At 68.5% G+C, this 15,530-nt stretch carries 15 protein-coding genes and 1 pseudogene; 10 read left to right on the top strand and 6 right to left on the bottom strand.

All coding sequences use genetic code 11. The annotated features are described in order from the left end of the window. Nucleotides 1-96: 96 nt before the first annotated feature. Nucleotides 97-828, bottom strand: a pseudogene (locus ABIB38_RS15330) (tripartite tricarboxylate transporter substrate-binding protein); the annotation flags it as partial. 122 nt (nucleotides 829-950) lie between these two features. Then, nucleotides 951-1,880, bottom strand: coding sequence for a LysR family transcriptional regulator (locus tag ABIB38_RS15325; RefSeq protein WP_429205113.1), 930 nt, complete (start codon nucleotides 1,878-1,880; stop codon nucleotides 951-953). Between the two features lie 178 nt (nucleotides 1,881-2,058). Here ABIB38_RS15325 and ABIB38_RS15320 point away from each other — a divergent pair, with 178 nt between their 5' ends. Genes ABIB38_RS15320 through ABIB38_RS15300 form a run of 5 tightly spaced genes read left to right on the top strand, consistent with a single transcriptional unit; the run spans nucleotide 2,059 to nucleotide 7,531 of the window. Continuing rightward, nucleotides 2,059-2,919 carry an FAS1-like dehydratase domain-containing protein gene (locus ABIB38_RS15320; RefSeq protein ID WP_429205112.1) on the top strand — a complete coding sequence of 287 codons (861 nt, stop codon included), beginning with the start codon at nucleotides 2,059-2,061 and terminating at the stop codon, nucleotides 2,917-2,919. A gap of 33 nt (nucleotides 2,920-2,952) precedes the next feature. After that, nucleotides 2,953-4,113, top strand: coding sequence for an acyl-CoA dehydrogenase family protein (locus ABIB38_RS15315; RefSeq protein ID WP_429205110.1), 1,161 nt, complete (start codon nucleotides 2,953-2,955; stop codon nucleotides 4,111-4,113). 10 nt (nucleotides 4,114-4,123) lie between these two features. Continuing rightward, a complete protein-coding gene (locus tag ABIB38_RS15310) occupies nucleotides 4,124-5,302 on the top strand; it encodes a CaiB/BaiF CoA transferase family protein (protein WP_429205108.1) in 1,179 nt (392 codons plus the stop codon). Nucleotides 5,303-5,327: 25 nt separating this feature from the next. Continuing rightward, entirely contained in the window at nucleotides 5,328-6,698 is a 1,371-nt protein-coding gene (locus tag ABIB38_RS15305) for an MmgE/PrpD family protein (RefSeq protein ID WP_429205106.1), read from the top strand. Then, on the top strand, nucleotides 6,695-7,531 hold the full coding sequence (locus ABIB38_RS15300) for an HpcH/HpaI aldolase/citrate lyase family protein (RefSeq protein ID WP_429205104.1): 837 nt from the start codon (nucleotides 6,695-6,697) through the stop codon (nucleotides 7,529-7,531). The genes ABIB38_RS15305 and ABIB38_RS15300 overlap by 4 nt, the downstream gene beginning before the upstream one ends. On the opposite strand, the gene ABIB38_RS15295 is transcribed toward ABIB38_RS15300, so the two are convergent. Both ABIB38_RS15295 and ABIB38_RS15290 read right to left on the bottom strand, forming a co-directional pair. Then, nucleotides 7,524-8,570 (bottom strand): DUF4214 domain-containing protein, encoded by a 1,047-nt coding sequence (locus tag ABIB38_RS15295; RefSeq protein WP_429205103.1) that lies wholly within the window; start codon nucleotides 8,568-8,570, stop codon nucleotides 7,524-7,526. The genes ABIB38_RS15300 and ABIB38_RS15295 overlap by 8 nt on opposite strands. A 204-nt stretch (nucleotides 8,571-8,774) precedes the next feature. Beyond that, a complete protein-coding gene (locus tag ABIB38_RS15290; protein ID WP_429205102.1) occupies nucleotides 8,775-9,185 on the bottom strand; it encodes a TerB family tellurite resistance protein in 411 nt (136 codons plus the stop codon). Nucleotides 9,186-9,292: 107 nt separating this feature from the next. Between ABIB38_RS15290 and ABIB38_RS15285 the strand changes: the two genes are divergently transcribed. After that, nucleotides 9,293-10,195, top strand: a complete 903-nt coding sequence (locus ABIB38_RS15285; protein WP_429205100.1) for a LysR family transcriptional regulator — start codon at nucleotides 9,293-9,295, stop codon at nucleotides 10,193-10,195. Here ABIB38_RS15285 and ABIB38_RS15280 read toward each other — a convergent pair. Together ABIB38_RS15280 and ABIB38_RS15275 are read right to left on the bottom strand one after the other, a co-directional pair. Beyond that, nucleotides 10,192-10,479, bottom strand: a complete 288-nt coding sequence (locus ABIB38_RS15280) for a hypothetical protein (protein ID WP_429205098.1) — start codon at nucleotides 10,477-10,479, stop codon at nucleotides 10,192-10,194. The two genes, ABIB38_RS15285 and ABIB38_RS15280, sit on opposite strands and share 4 nt — an antisense overlap. Continuing rightward, nucleotides 10,476-11,225: a S24 family peptidase gene (locus ABIB38_RS15275; protein WP_429205097.1), complete on the bottom strand. Its 750-nt coding sequence runs from the start codon at nucleotides 11,223-11,225 to the stop codon at nucleotides 10,476-10,478. Before ABIB38_RS15275 ends, ABIB38_RS15280 begins: the two co-directional genes overlap by 4 nt. A 152-nt stretch (nucleotides 11,226-11,377) precedes the next feature. Between ABIB38_RS15275 and ABIB38_RS15270 the strand changes: the two genes are divergently transcribed. The 4 genes from ABIB38_RS15270 (at nucleotide 11,378) to ABIB38_RS15255 (ending at nucleotide 15,521) form a co-directional block, all read left to right on the top strand. Further along, nucleotides 11,378-11,575 (top strand): hypothetical protein, encoded by a 198-nt coding sequence (locus ABIB38_RS15270; RefSeq protein WP_429205095.1) that lies wholly within the window; start codon nucleotides 11,378-11,380, stop codon nucleotides 11,573-11,575. Between the two features lie 209 nt (nucleotides 11,576-11,784). Further along, nucleotides 11,785-12,150, top strand: coding sequence for a DUF5710 domain-containing protein (locus ABIB38_RS15265; protein ID WP_429205093.1), 366 nt, complete (start codon nucleotides 11,785-11,787; stop codon nucleotides 12,148-12,150). Between the two features lie 210 nt (nucleotides 12,151-12,360). Further along, the gene (locus ABIB38_RS15260) at nucleotides 12,361-14,115 is read left to right on the top strand and encodes an energy transducer TonB (RefSeq protein ID WP_429205092.1); all 1,755 of its coding nucleotides are present in this window, start codon (nucleotides 12,361-12,363) and stop codon (nucleotides 14,113-14,115) included. 320 nt (nucleotides 14,116-14,435) lie between these two features. Continuing rightward, entirely contained in the window at nucleotides 14,436-15,521 is a 1,086-nt protein-coding gene (locus tag ABIB38_RS15255; protein ID WP_429205091.1) for a polysaccharide biosynthesis/export family protein, read from the top strand. The last annotated feature ends 9 nt before the right edge of the window (nucleotides 15,522-15,530 follow it).

Here is a 15,530-nt window from a genome sequence, read left to right as displayed (position 1 = left end):
ACGGGGTTTCATCATGACGGCACTCGCTGGCTTGGTTCGATGTCAGGATTTTACCCAGCCGCAGGCGTCTCGGCCGAGGTTTTTAGAGGTGGCCTACATCTCGAAGCCGGCGATGCCTTGCTCGGCCAGGGTCGGCAATTGGGGCAGCGAGGCGACGCGCGTTTTGGTGGTCGCGCCATACACCTTGACCTTGCCGGTCTTGATATAGGAGGTGGTCGAGGTGGTCTGGTCGCACAGCAGGTCGATCTGGCCGCCGAGCAGGTCGTTCATCGCCGGCGCCGTGCCCTTGTAGGGCACGGTGGTCAGCTGCGTGCCGATGGCGCTCAGGAACAGCATGCCGCACTGGTGCGAGACGGCGCCGAGCCCGGCATTGCCCATCGTCAGTTTGTCCTTGTTGGCCTTGATGTAGGTGAGCAGTTCGGGCAGGGTGTTGGGCGCCAGGTCCTTGCGCGCCAGCAGCACCATCGGTACGTCGGCCACCTGGCCCACGTATTCGAAGTCCGTCATCGGATTGAAGGCCAGCTTGCGGTACAGCGCCGGGCTGGTGCTCATGCCATTGTGGTGCAGCAAGACGGTATAGCCGTCCGCTGCGGCCCGCGCCAGCTTGCCCGCGGCGAGCGTGCCGCCGGCGCCGGTGGCGTTCTCGACCACGACCGACTGGCCGAGCGACTTCGACATGGTCTGGCCGAGGATGCGGCCGATGACGTCGGTCGGGCCGCCGGCCGAGAAGGGAATGAGCATCGTGATTGCCCGGGCCGGGTAATCGCTTGCGTGGGCGGCGCCGGCGGCGGCCAGCGTCAATCCGGCAAACATCAGTTTTTTCAGCATTGTCGTCTCCTGTGCTTGTTGTGACGGGTGGTCCCGTTGTTTTGAACCATCCTAAGAGCTTATGGGAGGGCGCACGAAATACCTTTTTGTGATGTCAGCATCAGGGAACGGCATAGCTCGTCTCAGCGTCCGATCCAGGCCGCTCCCGGCCAGGCCTGCTGGTCCACCATCTCCTTCATCAGCGCGGTCAAGACGGGGGCCGCGGCGGCGCTGGCCGGGGACGGCCGGCGCGCGGCGGCGCGCGCCAGCACGATGCGGCGCGACAGGTCCGGCGTGCAGACCGGGGCGCCGGAGAGCGTTCCTCCCTGTAACTCTTCCAGCACGGCCGAGGTGGGCAGGATCGTGTAGCCGAAGCCCTTGGCGACCAGCGATTTCTGCAGGTCAAGTGCATTGGTCTCGGCCACGACGTCGACACGGATGCCGGCCACCGCCAGCGCGTGGTCGATGATGCTGCGCAGCCCGTGCGCCGCGTTCGGCAACACCATCGGACGGTCCTTGAGTCCCTTCAGGGGAAAAGGGTCGCTTTCCGTGAATTCGCCCGGCGGGCCGAGCACGTACAGGCGCTCGTCGACCAGCGCCTCGGCCTGCAGGCCGGTGGACGAGCGCATGTCATACAGCAGGGCCAGTTCGATGTCGCCCGCTTCCAGCCACTGCAACACATTGCCGGCATAGCCCACGGTGATGCTGACCGTCACCGCCGGGTAGCGGGCGCGCACCCGCGCGACCAGCTCGCCCGCCAGCAGCCGGCTGGTGCTGGCCAGCAGGCCGATCGTCAGCCGTCCCGAGACGCTCGTGGTCGCCGGCCCGATTTCCGCGCGCGCCTTGTCCAGCTCGCGCAGCGCGCGACGGCCGTACTCGGCCAGCGTGCGACCGGCGTCCGTGAGCACCATGCCGTGGCGTTCGCGCTCGAACAGCGGCACGCCGCATTCTTCCTCGAGCAGCCGGATATGGCGCGAGACGGCCGGTTGGACGAGGTGGAGCAGTTCGCCTGCTCGAGTGGCGCTGCCGGTCTCGGCGATCGCGATCAGGGTGCGGATTTGCTTGATGTCCATGAGCGTTTCCGGTGATGGATGAGCCATCAACATATTCGCTTTCTAGTGGCTTGGCAATTGCGATTCGTGATGGCCGCAGCTATCGCGGCGCGTGATGGAGGAATCACATTTTTCTATTTCTAAGAGACATCCATTCAAATCTATGATGTGTCATCAGATACCACTCCCATGGCCAACGATGACCTCCAACTATTTCGATAGAAGCCTGCTCCAGCAGTGGGTGGGCAAGACCGAGGTGCTGCACGACGTGGTGCGGCCGGACGCGGTGGCGGCCCTGGCCGCCACGCTGGATTATCCGGATGCGCCGGCCCAGGGCGAGGCGCTGCCGCCCCTGTGGCACTGGATCTTCTTCCACGCCGTCGCTCAGCAGTCGCAACTGGGCGAAGACGGGCACCCGAAACGCGGGGGCTTCCTCCCGCCGGTGCCGCTGCCGCGGCGGATGTGGGCGGGCGGGCGCTTCACCTTCCATGCCCCGGCGCGCATCGGCGAGGCCGTGGCGCGCACCTCGACCATCCGCAGCGTGCAGGACAAGGAAGGCGCGAGCGGCCGCCTGGTGTTCGTCACCGTTCAGCATGACATCGCGCAGGGCGGGGCGCCGGTGATCACCGAAGAGCACGACATCGTCTACCGCGACCTGCCGGCGCCCGACGCCGCGGCGCCGGCGGCGAGGACCGCCCCGACCGACGCGCACTGGTCGCGCACCATCCATCCCGATCCGGTGCTGCTGTTTCGCTATTCGGCGCTGACCTTCAACGGCCATCGCATCCACTACGACCGCAGCTACGTCACCGGGGTCGAAGGCTATCCCGGCCTGATCGTGCACGGCCCGCTCATCGCCACGCTGCTCATCGACCTGGTGCGGCGCGCGCTGCCGGACGCGGACATCGCGCGCTTCAGCTTCCGCGCCGTCGCGCCGCTGTTCGACACGGCGTCGTTCGCCGTCTGCGGAAAGCCCGGCGCCGATGGCAAGACCATCGACCTGTGGGCGCAGAACGAGCGGGGCGAACTGGCCATGCAGGCCGAGGCGACCCTGCGCTGAGCGCATCATTCCCATCATATCCAGGAGACCCACATGATCCAACCGGAGCAGGCGTACCAGGACATCCGCGACGCGGTCCGTTCGCTGTGCGAAGAATTCCCGTCGGAGTACTTTCGCAAGATCGACGAAGAGCGCGGCTATCCCGCGCAGTTCGTCGACGCGCTGACCCAGGCCGGCTGGATGGCCGCCCTGATCCCGCAGGAATACGGCGGCTCCGGCCTCGGCCTGACCGAGGCGTCCGTCATCATGGAAGAGATCAACCGCGCGGGCGGCAACTCGGGCGCCTGTCATGGCCAGATGTACAATATGGGCACCCTGCTGCGCCACGGTTCGGCGGCCCAGAAGGAACGCTACCTGCCGCAGATCGCCAGCGGCGCCTTGCGCCTGCAGTCGATGGCGGTGACCGAGCCGACCACCGGCACCGACACCACCAAGATCAAGACCACGGCGGTGCGCAAGGGCGACCGCTATGTCGTCAACGGCCAGAAGGTCTGGATCTCGCGGGTGCAGCACTCCGACCTGATGATCCTGCTGGCGCGCACCACGCCGCTGGCCGAGGTGACCAGGAAATCCGAGGGCATGTCGATCTTCATCGTCGACCTGCGCGAAGCGATCGGCAAGGGCCTGGCGGTGCAGCCGATCCTCAACATGGTCAACCACGAAACCAACGAGCTGTTCTTCGAGAACCTCGAGATCCCGGTCGAGAACCTGATCGGCGAAGAGGGCAAGGGCTTCAAGTACATCCTCGACGGCCTGAACGCGGAGCGCACCCTGATCGCCGCCGAATGCATCGGCGACGGCTACTGGTTCATCGACAAGGTCACCAGGTATGTGAACGAGCGCGTCGTGTTCGGGCGGCCGATCGGCCAGAACCAGGGCGTGCAGTTCCCGATCGCCAAGGCCTTCGTGAACATCGAGGCGGCCAACCTGATGCGCTACCAGGCCTGCGCGCTGTTCGATGCGGGCCAGCCTTGCGGCGCCCAGGCCAACATGGCCAAGATGCTGGCCGCCGACGCCTCGTGGGAGGCGGCCAACGCCTGTCTGCAGTTCCACGGCGGCTTTGGTTTTGCCGCCGAATACGACGTCGAGCGCAAGTTCCGCGAGACCCGGCTGTACCAGGTCGCGCCGATCTCGACCAACATGATCCTGTCGTACGTGGCCGAACACGTGCTCGGCCTGCCGCGCTCGTACTAGGAGATTGACCATGCGACCTCTGGATGGCATCACCGTCGTCACCCTCGAACACGCGATCGCCGCGCCGTTCTGCACCCGCCAGCTGGCCGACCTGGGCGCGCGCGTCATCAAGGTCGAGCGGCCCGGCGTGGGCGACTTCGCGCGCGCCTACGACACCCGCGCGCGCGGCATGGCCTCGCATTTCGTCTGGACCAACCGTTCCAAGGAGAGCCTGACGCTGGACGTCAAGCACCGCCAGGCCGCGCCGATCCTCGAGCAGCTGCTGGCCGGGGCCGACGTGCTGGTGCAGAACCTGGCGCCGGGCGCGGCGGCCCGCCTGGGCCTGTCCTGGGAGGCCTTGAAGTCGCGCTTTCCGCGCCTGATCGTGTGCGACATCTCGGGTTATGGCGCCGACGGCCCCTACCGCGACAAGAAGGCCTACGACTTGCTGATCCAGAGCGAATCGGGCTTCCTGTCGATCACCGGCTCGCCCGACGAGCCGGCCAAGGCCGGCTGCTCGATCGCGGACATCGCGGCCGGCATGTACGCCTACACGAATATCCTGGCCGCGCTGATCCAGCGCGGGCGCACCGGCGAGGGCGCCCACATCGACGTCTCCATGCTCGAGAGCATGGCCGAGTGGATGAACTACCCGCTGTACTACGCAATGGACGACGCCGCGCCGCCGCCGCGCGCCGGCGCCGCCCATGCCACCATCTATCCCTACGGGCCGTTCCCGGCCGGTGACGGCAAGACCATCATGCTGGGGCTGCAGAACGAGCGCGAGTGGGACCAGTTCTGCGCCACCGTGCTGCGCCAGCCCGCGCTGGCGACGGATGCGCGTTTCGCGTCGAATTCGGCGCGCGTCAAGGCGCGCCAGGAACTGCGCGCCATCATCGTCGACGTGTTCGCGCAGCTGACGGCCGAGCAGGTGCTTGCGCGCCTGGACGAGTCGCAGATCGCGAACGCCCACATGAACGACATGCACGACCTGTGGCGCCATCCGCAACTGGCGGCGCGCGCGCGCTGGGTCGACGTCGGCATCCCGGACGGAACGATCCCGGCGCTGCTGCCGCCGGCGGTCCCGAACACCTGGCAGGCGCGCATGGACCCGGTGCCGGCGCTGGGCGAGCATACCGAGGCGATCCTGTCCGGACTCGGCTACGGCAGCGCCGACATCGCCGCCCTGCGCGCCGAGAACGCCATCTGAACGACAGCCACGACAAAGGAAGAACATGAGCGACCACCCAAGCCAGGCGCTTGCCGCCTTCGCCGCGCAGCTGCGCTACGAGGACATCCCGCCAGCCGTCATGGCGCGCGCCGAAGACCTGATGCTCGACTGGTTCGGATCGGCGCTGGCCGGCAGGAACGGCCGGCCGGTCCAGTGCATCGAATCGTTCGCGCGCAAGATGGGCCCGGGCAGCGGCAGCGCCGAAGTCTTGATCTCGCGCCGCACCACGACGCCGCAGTTCGCCGCGATGGTCAATGCCGCCTCCTCGCACTACGCCGAGCAGGACGACGTGCACAACGGGTCGGTATTCCACCCGGCCACCGTGGTGTTCCCGGCGGTGCTGGCCGTGGCCCAGGCGAACGGCGCCAGCGGACGCGAGCTGATGACGGCGGCGGTGGCCGGCTACGAAGTCGGCATCCGCGTCGGCGAGTTCCTCGGCCGCTCGCACTACCGGACCTTCCATACCACCGGCACCGCCGGCACCGTCGCCGCGGCGGCCGCCGTCGGCCGCCTGCTGGGACTGACGCCCGAGCGCATGCTGCATGCCTTCGGTTCGGCCGGCACGCAAGCGGCCGGACTGTGGGAATTCCTGCGCGACGCCGCCGACTCCAAGCAGCTGCACACCGCCAAGGCCGCGAGCGACGGCCTGATGGCCGCCTATCTGGCGGCCGAGGGCTTCACCGGCGCGCGCCAGATCCTGGAAGGCAAGCAGGGCATGGCGGCCGGCATGTCGCGCGACGCCGATCCGACCCGGCTCACCGACGGCCTGGGCACGCGCTGGGCGACGGCCGAGACCTCGTTCAAGTTCCACGCCTCGTGCCGCCACACGCATCCGGCGGCCGATGCGCTGCTGCAGGTCATCCTGGCCGAGGGCCTGGCCCCCGAACAGATCGCCGCCGTGACGGCCCACGTGCACCAGGGCGCGATCGACGTGCTCGGCCCGGTGGTCGATCCGCGCACCGTCCACCAGGCCAAGTTTTCGATGGGGACGGTGCTGGGCCTGATCGCGCAGTTCAAGAGCGCGGGCCTGAACGAATTCGACGACGCCTACGACGACCCGCGCATCGCGGCCCTGCGCGACAAGGTGACGATGGTGCTCGACGACGAGGTGGACGGCGCCTACCCGGCGCGCTGGATCGGCAAGGTGACGGTGACCACCACCGACGGCCGGGTCCTCGAGGGCCGGGTCGACGAACCGAAGGGCGACCCGGGCAATACCCTGAGCCGGCGCGAGCTGGAAGACAAGGCGTTGCGGCTGGCGCGCTTCGGCGCGGCCGCCAGCGACGACGAGATGCGCGCCGTGTTCGAGCGCATCTGGCACATCGGCCGCGCGAGCGACGTCGGCCACTTCCTGGCGCCCCGGGAGCCGCGATGAACCCGCCAATCCCGATGCCGCGTTCTTACCTGTTCGTGCCCGGCAACCGGCCGGAGCGCTTCGACAAGGCGTGCGCGGCCGGGGCCGACGCCGTGATCGTCGACCTCGAGGACGCGGTGCCGTTCGCCGACAAGGCGGCCGCGCGCGACGCCGTCGCCGCCTGGCTCTCGGCCGACAAGCCGGTCCTGGTGCGGATCAACGGTGCCGACACTGCCTGGTTCGCCGACGACCTGGCCCTGTGCCGCATGCCCGGCGTGGCCGGCGTGGTGTTGCCCAAGGCCGAGCAGGCGGACGACGTCGCGCGCGTGTGCGCGGCCGGGGCCGCGGTGGTGCTGCCGCTGATCGAAAGTGCGGCGGGGATCGACCATCTGCGCGCGATCGCGTCGGCGCGCGGCGTGCAGCGCCTGATGTTCGGCTCGATCGACTTCCAGCTCGACCTGGGCATTCCGGGCGAGCGCGAAGAGCTGCTGTTCTTCCGTTCGCAACTGGTGCTGGCCTCGCGCCTGGCCGGGCTCGCGGCGCCGGTCGACGGCGTCAGCACGGCGCTCGACGATGCCGAGCGGCTGGCGGGCGACGCCCGGCATGCGCGGCAGATGGGATTCGGCGCCAAGCTGTGCATCCATCCGAAGCAGGTGGACGCCGTGAACTGCTGCTTCACGCCCGGAGCGGACGAGCTGGCGTGGGCCGGGCGGGTGCTGGAGGCGGCCGCGCGCGCCGACGGCGCCGCGGTGGCAGTGGACGGCAAGATGATCGACCGGCCCGTGATCCTGCGCGCGCAAGCCGTCGTCGACGCCCATGCGTTGCGCGCGGGGCTGGCCGAGGCCGTCAGGTGATGATGAATTCGTAGCCGGCCTGCAGCGAACCGATGACCTTGGCCTGGTTTTCCGGGCTTTCGCTGAACCCTATCAGCAGGTCGGTCACGGTGATCGCCCTGGTGTCCAGCGCCGCTTTCCAATAGGCGAATCCCGCGGCATCCGGCGCGCGGTCGAGCACGTTCGCATAGAACATGGTGATGATGTCGGCATGGGCGGCCCCGGCGCCGGCAAGCTTGCCGAATTCGGGCGAGTGGACGAACGCATCGGCCACCGCGTGCAGGCTCGCGCCGCCACCCATCTGGCCGATCCAGTAACCCAGCCCAGCCTTGTCCGGCGCGCGGTCGAAGGCCGCCTGGTACAGGCGATAGGCTTCGGCCGGAAAGCCCGTGGTCTCGTAGGAGATGGTAGCGCCGCCCTCGAAGGACAGGCGTTCGACGTTGCGCAGGGTATCGACGCCGTCCAGGCCCAGCAGGTCGGTGACCGTGATCGCGCCGTCCTTCACGCCGACCGCGTATTCGTCGCGATAGCCTTCCAGCACGAAGGTGTCGACGCCGGCGCCGCCGTCGACGATGTCGTCCGAACGGGTGCCGGCCAGCATGTCGTGGCCCGCGCCGCCGACGATGACATGGGTGGCTGGATGGACCGGCGCCCGGCCCTCGTAGACGTTGAGGCTGGCATAGGTGTCGTGATAGCCCTGGCTCCAGGCGGCGTCGATGTAGTACCAGCCGGTATAGGGGGCGACGAACGAGGCGTAGTCATAGCCGTAGGCGCCGCTGCCGTCGTCGCTGGCGATCTGCCGGCCCAGGTCGTCGAACACGCGCAGCACGGTGGGATCGACGACACTACCGCTCTGGACCGTGTAGGCCATGCCCCTGGTGGCGTGGAAGACGAACACGTCGTCCTGGCTGGCGTAGGGGTCATGGGTGCCGAAGTGCCCGATGCGGCCGTAATGCTGGCCAAGTTCCGGGTCGTGCACCGGCCGCAGGTCGAGCCGCCATGCCCAGTCCATCTCGGACGGCGTCAGGGTGTACCGGTGATCCTGGGAGTAGGTCGACATGATGAGCCTCGCGCACTGTGAGGTCTTCATTGTATGGCTGGGCCGGTCAGGCAATGTGTTGAAATGGTGTCGCTTTGTAACGGCGGCGCGTCAATTGCACGCACGTCGTTCGCGATCTGCATGCGAGGGCGTCGCCCGGGAAGGCGCGCAGCAGCCTGCCGCCGCCCAGGAAGGCCCGAAGCGGCGGCAAGCCGCTCCCTGGCGTCAGGCCACGCTGCCGGCCTCGACGTCCGACTCGGCCCAGGCATGCATCGCGCGGCGCAGCAGCCTGCGCTCGCGGTGGTCGATCACGCTGTCGGCGCGCACGATCTCGAGCATTCCCCTGAGGACCGTGCCGCGCAGGGTTTCGTCCTGCACCTCGTCCAGCAGGCGGTCGATCGTCGCGGGTGCGATCTCGACCATGGCGCCTTCGCAGTCGGCGCTCGACGCCAGCAAGTCACGGGTCAGCTCGCCCGCCGTCTCGTCGAAGGTGTCCTCGCTCACCCGCAACGCCCCGAGCACGCCGCTGCGGTGCAGGCTCTTGAGCTCCTGCGGCGCGATGCGGCCGTCGACGATCATGGCCAGCGCCAGCAGGCGACACATGGCTTTCGGGCTGTTGGTGGGGTAACTTCTCATTGCATTCCTCGCTTCAAAAGAACTGGGAGCCACCAATATACGGCGCTGCAAATCGAAAGTAAAATCGAATAATCTTTCAAAATCATTCCATTTTTTGGTGGTGTTGCATGATCAACTACAAGCACTTGCAGTACTTTCATGCCGTCGCGACGGTCGGTAGCGTGGCGCGCGCCGCGGAACAACTGCACGTGTCGCCGCAGGCGATCAGCACCCAGTTGCAGGTGCTGGAAGACCAGCTTGGCGAGGAATTGCTGCGCAAGCAGGGGCGGGGGCTGGCGCTGACCGAGGCCGGCAAGACGGTGCTGCGCTATGCCGATCAAATCTTCAGCCTTGGCAACGAGCTGGAGCAGGCGGTGCGGCGCGGCGTGTTCACGGAGACGGAAACCCTGCGCGTCGGCCTGTGCGACGTGATCGCCAAGACGATGGCGTTTCGCCTGCTGCAGCCGGCGCGCGATGCAGGCCTCGCGATGCACCTGGTGTGCAGGGAAGGGCGCTTCGCCGACCTGATGGAAGACCTGAGCGCGCACCGGCTCGACCTGTTGATCTCGGACCAGGGCCTGCCGCCCGGAGGCGCGGTGCGTGGCCACAGCCACCTGCTGGGGTCGAGCACGGTGACCGTGATCGCCCATCCCGCGGTCTGCCGGCGCTGGGCCGGGCCATTCCCGCAACGGCTGAAGGGCGCGCCGTTCCTGATGCCGGGCGAGGATGCCGCCCTGCACAGCCGGCTCAAGGCCTGGCTCGAAGCGCACGGACTGCGTCCCATCGTGGTGGGCGAATTCGACGACGGCGCCTTGCTCGGTTCGTTCGCCGGCGCGGGCGCCGGCTTCATGGCGGCGCCGACCGTGCTGGCGGACACGCTGTGCGCGCAGTATGGACTGGAGCAGGTGGGCGTGATCGAGTCGATCGTCGAGCAGATCTATGCCGTGACGGTCGAGCGCCGCGTGCACCATCCGGCGCTGCGGCGCATCCTGGAGCGGGCCCCGAGCGCTTTCGGACAGACGCCGACCTAGAACGGCGGTGCGGTGTCGTCGGGTGGCGGGACGTCGATGTCGATCTCTCGCTCGACCATGCCGGTAAGGTCGAGTTCCCGCAGCAGCGCGCGCGAATCGAACTGCGCGTAGCTGAGCGTCGGGTGCGCGCGCGGCGCCGCCAGCATGATCGGCAGGCGCGGGAAAAAGGGGCCGAGCCGCGCCAGCAGGGCGTCGCCGCTGCCTGCCCGCAGGCAGTCGGGATCGGCGAAGACGAGCGCCATCCGGACGCCGCGCACGGTGACGATGCCGCCCGTGAGGCTCAAATGCGGTCGCTTTCCTTGCGCACCACGCGGCCAATGACGATGCATTCGCCGCCCTGGCACAGCTTGCGGTGGTACTTGCGCCCGTCGACGTTGTCGGAGGTGAGCCACCACTGGCCGGCGTCGCGCGTCAGGCGCTTGACCACGGCTTCGCCTTCGTAGTTGAAGGCGTAGACGGCGCCGTCGACCGGCTTGGTGTCGAGCGTGTTGATGACCACGATGTCGCCCGCGTACAGCGAGGGCTCCATGCTCTCGCCCTTGACGTAGATGGCGATCAGGTGTGACGGGTTGAACTGGTTGCGCTCGATCCAGGTGCGGCGCATGCCGAGCGTGCCGCCGTCGCGCCGTTCGGGCTCGGTCTGGTAGCCGGTGATGCCGGCCGACAGCCGCAGCTTGACCATCGGGATCTGCACGAAGCCGTCGCCGTCGCCTTCGGCCGCCACGACCCGCAGGGCGTTGGTGACGCCGGCCGTACCGCCGGCGGGAAGCGGCGCGGCGTTCGCCGGCGCGCCCGACATGGGCGCCAGGATTTCGGGCGGCAGGCTGCGGCCCGTGACCCGCGAGATGGCGAGCAGCTGCTTCAGGTTCGGGCTGTGCTTGTCGTTTTCCCAGTGCGAGATATTGGCCTTGGTATTGCCGCGCTCGGTGCCGAGTTCGAGCGCCAGCCGCGCGCCGAGCGCCGCGCCGGACAGGCCGGCGGCGGTGCGCGCTTCTCTGACCCAACTCGCAATCGTCGTTTGAAGATCCATAGCGCCATGGTATAGGAAAACTATACGAAAGAGTATAGTTTTTATTTACTGATGTGGTATAGTTTTCCTAAACTTTGATTCACCGCATTGACGTGGCTCAGGGGCGATCACGCTTCCCATGTGCCGTTTCAGCGCGAAGCACGGGGGACACGATGATCATTGACACATATCTGCGCCTTGTCGGCGCCGGCCTGGCCGCACCGCTGACGCTGTCCGACCTGGGCATCCTGGTCGGCATCCTGACGGGCCTGTTGGGAGCGCTCGTCAACCTGGTGTACACCTGGCGCAAGGACCGCCGCGAGCAGCGCGAAAGCGACGCCGCGTGGGCCAGGCGCCGCGAGGAAAAGTGAGGGCGCCGTCCGCGTTGTCCGTGGATGAGCATCGATTGCCGGGCTGGCCCGCGCTCCAGCCCCGGTCGTCATCGAGCGCGAGCGCACGATGCCATCAACAGGTAACTTTGACACCGCCAACGTGACCGAGTCGCGACAGCCGGCGTTTGGGCACGGTCCCTGTAGAATGGCGGACCGCATCGACATCCATTCCGGAGCACTTTTTATCCATGGTTTTCCTTACCGTCCCCTATGCCGAAAAGGACGCCGCCAAGGCGCTCGGCGCCCGTTGGAACCCGACCCGCAAACGCTGGTACGTGCCGGACGGCGTGGCCACGGATCCGTTTGCCAAGTGGCTCGACGGCGGGCTCGACGGCGCCCCCGGCGCTGAGGCGCCGTCCGCGAAGCCGGGTCGGATCGACAGCTACCAGGGCAAGACCGTGGTCGGCCTGAACTACCTCGAACTGGCGCACGACTGCGATCCGATGCAAGCCTGCGCGAGCTGCACGGAGCGGCTGGCCGGCACGCCCTGGGCCCAGGCGCAGGCCGGATTGCGCTTGCTGGTCGGCGCGATGCCGGGTACGTCGAGCAAGTGAACGGCGCCTCCCGCGCCTTCATGCCAGGGTAAAGACCGCCGGACTCGAACACGACGTGGCGCCCCTGGTCCTCGGCGCGACCCGACCGTTCAGCAGGGCGAAGCGCGAGCGCGCACTGTTGCGCCAGCGGGTGCATGGGAAGCGCGCGTCTCGCATTCCTGCTGAGTAAACGCTAAGATGCCAGCTTGATAATATCGTTCAAGCGACGACATGACCATAGCGACCGCTGGCAGGCGCGCAGACGACCAGGCTCGCAGCAACCGGCGCCTGGGCGCAGGCATTGCCGTGTCGGTCTTGCTGCACGGCCTGTTGCTGTCGCTGCAATTCGGTGTGCCCGGCCTCGACCTCGGCGGCGGCGGACCGATCGAGGTCACCCTGGCGCCATCCCCTGCGGCGGCGCCGGCAACTGCGCCGATTCTTCCCTTGCCTGAAACGCCGGCGCCGCTTGCGCCACCCACGCCGCCGGCCCCGGCGCGCGGTTTGCGCCTGGTCGACCCGCCACCGCCGCCGCCGCCGATCGTCCAGGCCGAAGCGCGCCCGCCGGCCCAGGCCCGGCGGCCGAAGCGCGTCAAGCAGCCTGCGCCGAAGCGCAGGCTGCGCGCGGTGCCGCCCCCGGTGATCGTGGCCGCCCCCGACCCCGATTCGGCGTTCACCGTTCCCTTGCCCTTGCCGGACGTCGTCCCTGAACCGGCGAGCGATGCGCCAACACTGGCTGATGCGGCTGCGGACGAACCGCCGGCGGACCCGGCCGATGGCGCCGATCCTGGCGCGGATCTGGTCGCGCAGGAGAATGAAGAAGAGCGCGAGGACGCGCGCCAGCGCCTGCTGGCGGCGCAGCGGGAGCTGGAGCGGCTGGCCCAGGCGGAGCGTGACGCCGCCGAGCGCCTGGCGCAGGAACGCGTCGAGCAGGAGCGGCGTGAGCAGGAGCGGGGTGAGCAGGAGCGCCGTGTGGCCGAGGACGCGGCCCGGATCGCGCAACGGCGCGAAGCCGAGCAACGGCTTGCGCAGCAGGCCGCCGAGCAGGCGCTGCAAGAGCGGATGCGGGAACAGGCGCTGGCGCGCCAGCGCGCCGAAAACGAAGCGCTGCGCCAGGCGCAGATGCAGGAACAGGAGCGCGAACGCGCCGAACGGCAACGTCTGGAAGCGCAGCGTCTCGCGCAGGTGCAGGCAGAGGTCGAGGCCGAGGCCGAGCGCCAGCGCATCGAGGACGTCGCGCAACAACGACTGGCGCAAGAGCGCGCACGCCAGCTGGCGCAACAGCAGGCGGAACGACAAGCGGAACAGCGGGCGCAACAGCAAGCGGAACAGCGGGCGCGCGCCGAGGCTGAACGCCTGGCCCGCGAGCAGGCGGAAGAAGCGGCGCGCCAGGCATCCGCACAGCCGAAGCCGGCGCAGGCGAGCGGTCCTGGCGCGGCGGCGGAGGCGGTCGATTCCATGCCGATCGGTCCGGGCCAGGGCGCGGGGCGGGGCGCCGGCAGCGGCGGCGGCCAGCCCGGCGCCGGCGCACTGGCCGGCTTGCCCGGCAACCGCGCGCGCGAGCTGCTGCGCGGCGTGACCATTCCCAACGTGACTGCGCCCGCCACGCCGGCCGATCGGGCCATGGGCGGGCGCCGGGTGCTGGCCGATGGCGGCGAGCGCGACGCGCCGCTGCGCCTTTACGTCGACAGCGTGCGCCAGAAGCTGGAGCGCAACGCGGTGCTGGGCGGCGCGCGCCTGTCGCTGGGGGACGTGCGCATCGATCCCCTGGTCAGCGTGTCGCTGCGCAGCGACGGCAGCGTCGACGACGTCACCATCATCCGCTCGAGCGGGCGCGCCGACATGGACGACGCGGTGCGCCGCTTCGTGCGCCTGAACGCCCGCTATTCCGCATTTCCGCCGAATGTCGCCGCACAATTCGACATCATCGAGATCCGCCGCATCTGGCGCATGACCGATGGACTCAAGCTGATCGAAGAGATGCGCTGAGTCGTCCTGTGCGAAGAGCGCCACGCCGTTGCCCATCGCATCCGACCTAACTGACGCCGCCGTTCGCCATTTGATCCGCTGCAAAGCCGCGCCCGATGGACGCCGTACTCTGAACTGAATCGTTCACCTGCTGTGTCTATTTTTGATAGGCAACAATCATGGCTCGGCTTCGTTCAGTTGCAATAAGGGATTTCTCGAGCACCGCGTTTTGCGCTGCGCTTTGCGCTGCATCCGGCGCTGCGCTCAGCGTCGTTTCCATCGTGCGGCCATGCCGACCTCTGCGCGGGCGTGCGCCTGCATGCGCGCTCCCGGTTGCCCTGATGCTTGCCTTGTGTCTTGCCCTGTCGGCCTGTGCGACCGGCATTGGCTTTCGCGAAGCGGCGCGCCCGGGCGGTCCCGGCGATGCGCCGGCGCCCACCACCGAGCTGATCACCGAAACCCTGATCGAGAAAGAGCGCGCGGCGCAGGCCAGCGCTGCCCGGCAAGACCTCACACCCCTGTTCGTGTCCCAGCCGCCGCCTTACACCATCGGACGCGGCGACATCCTGTCGATCGTGGTCTGGGACCATCCGGAGCTGGCCGCCGGCGGCATGACCATGGCCGCCTCGGCCGCCGACAGTGGCGTCGTCCAGCCGAACGCGACGCCGCCCGGCTTCGCGGTCGACCACCAGGGCCGCATCCAGTTCCCCCTGATCGGCCTGCTCGCTGTCGACGGCAAGACGGAGGAAGAAGCGCGCGCTCTGCTCACCGGCAAGCTCGCGCGCTATATCGCCAATCCGAACGTCACCCTGCGCGTGCAGGCTTACCGCAGCCGCCGCGTCTACGTCGACGGCGAGGTGCGCACACCCGGCCTGCAGGCGATCGACGACATCCCGATGACCCTCGTCGAGGCGCTGAACCGCGCCGGCGGCATGCAGCCGGGCGCTGACCAGAGCCGCATCGTGATCGAGCGTGGCGACGCGCGCTACCAGGTCAATTTGCGCGAGCTGGTGCAGAAGGGCGTCAATCCGGGCGCCATCCTGCTGGCGCATGGCGACGTCGTGCGCGTGCATTCGCGCGACGAGAGCAAGGTGTTCGTGTCGGGCGAGGTGATCTCGCCGAAGGCGCTCACCATGCACAATGGCCGGCTCACGCTCAACGAGGCGCTCGGCGAGACGGGCGGCATCAGTCCCCTGAGCGGCGACGCGCGCCAGGTGTACGTGGTGCGCAAGGCGCCGGACCGTACCCGCGTGTTCCGGCTCGATGCGCGCGACTCCGGCGCGCTGGCGATGGCCGAGTCCTTCGAACTGCGGCCCAAGGACGTCGTGTACGTCGCCGCCTCGCCGCTGGCGAACTGGAACCGCCATCTGAGCCTGCTGTTCCCCGGCGCATTGACGAATGCCGTCGGTGTCACGAATCGTCCCTGAGCAGCGCCG

Source organism: Massilia sp. UYP11 (genome assembly GCF_050434805.1).
In the GTDB taxonomy this organism is placed as follows: Bacteria; Pseudomonadota; Gammaproteobacteria; order Burkholderiales; family Burkholderiaceae_D; genus Telluria.
Note: the sequence above shows the minus strand (reverse complement) of the source record. Positions and strands in the feature narration are given on the sequence as shown.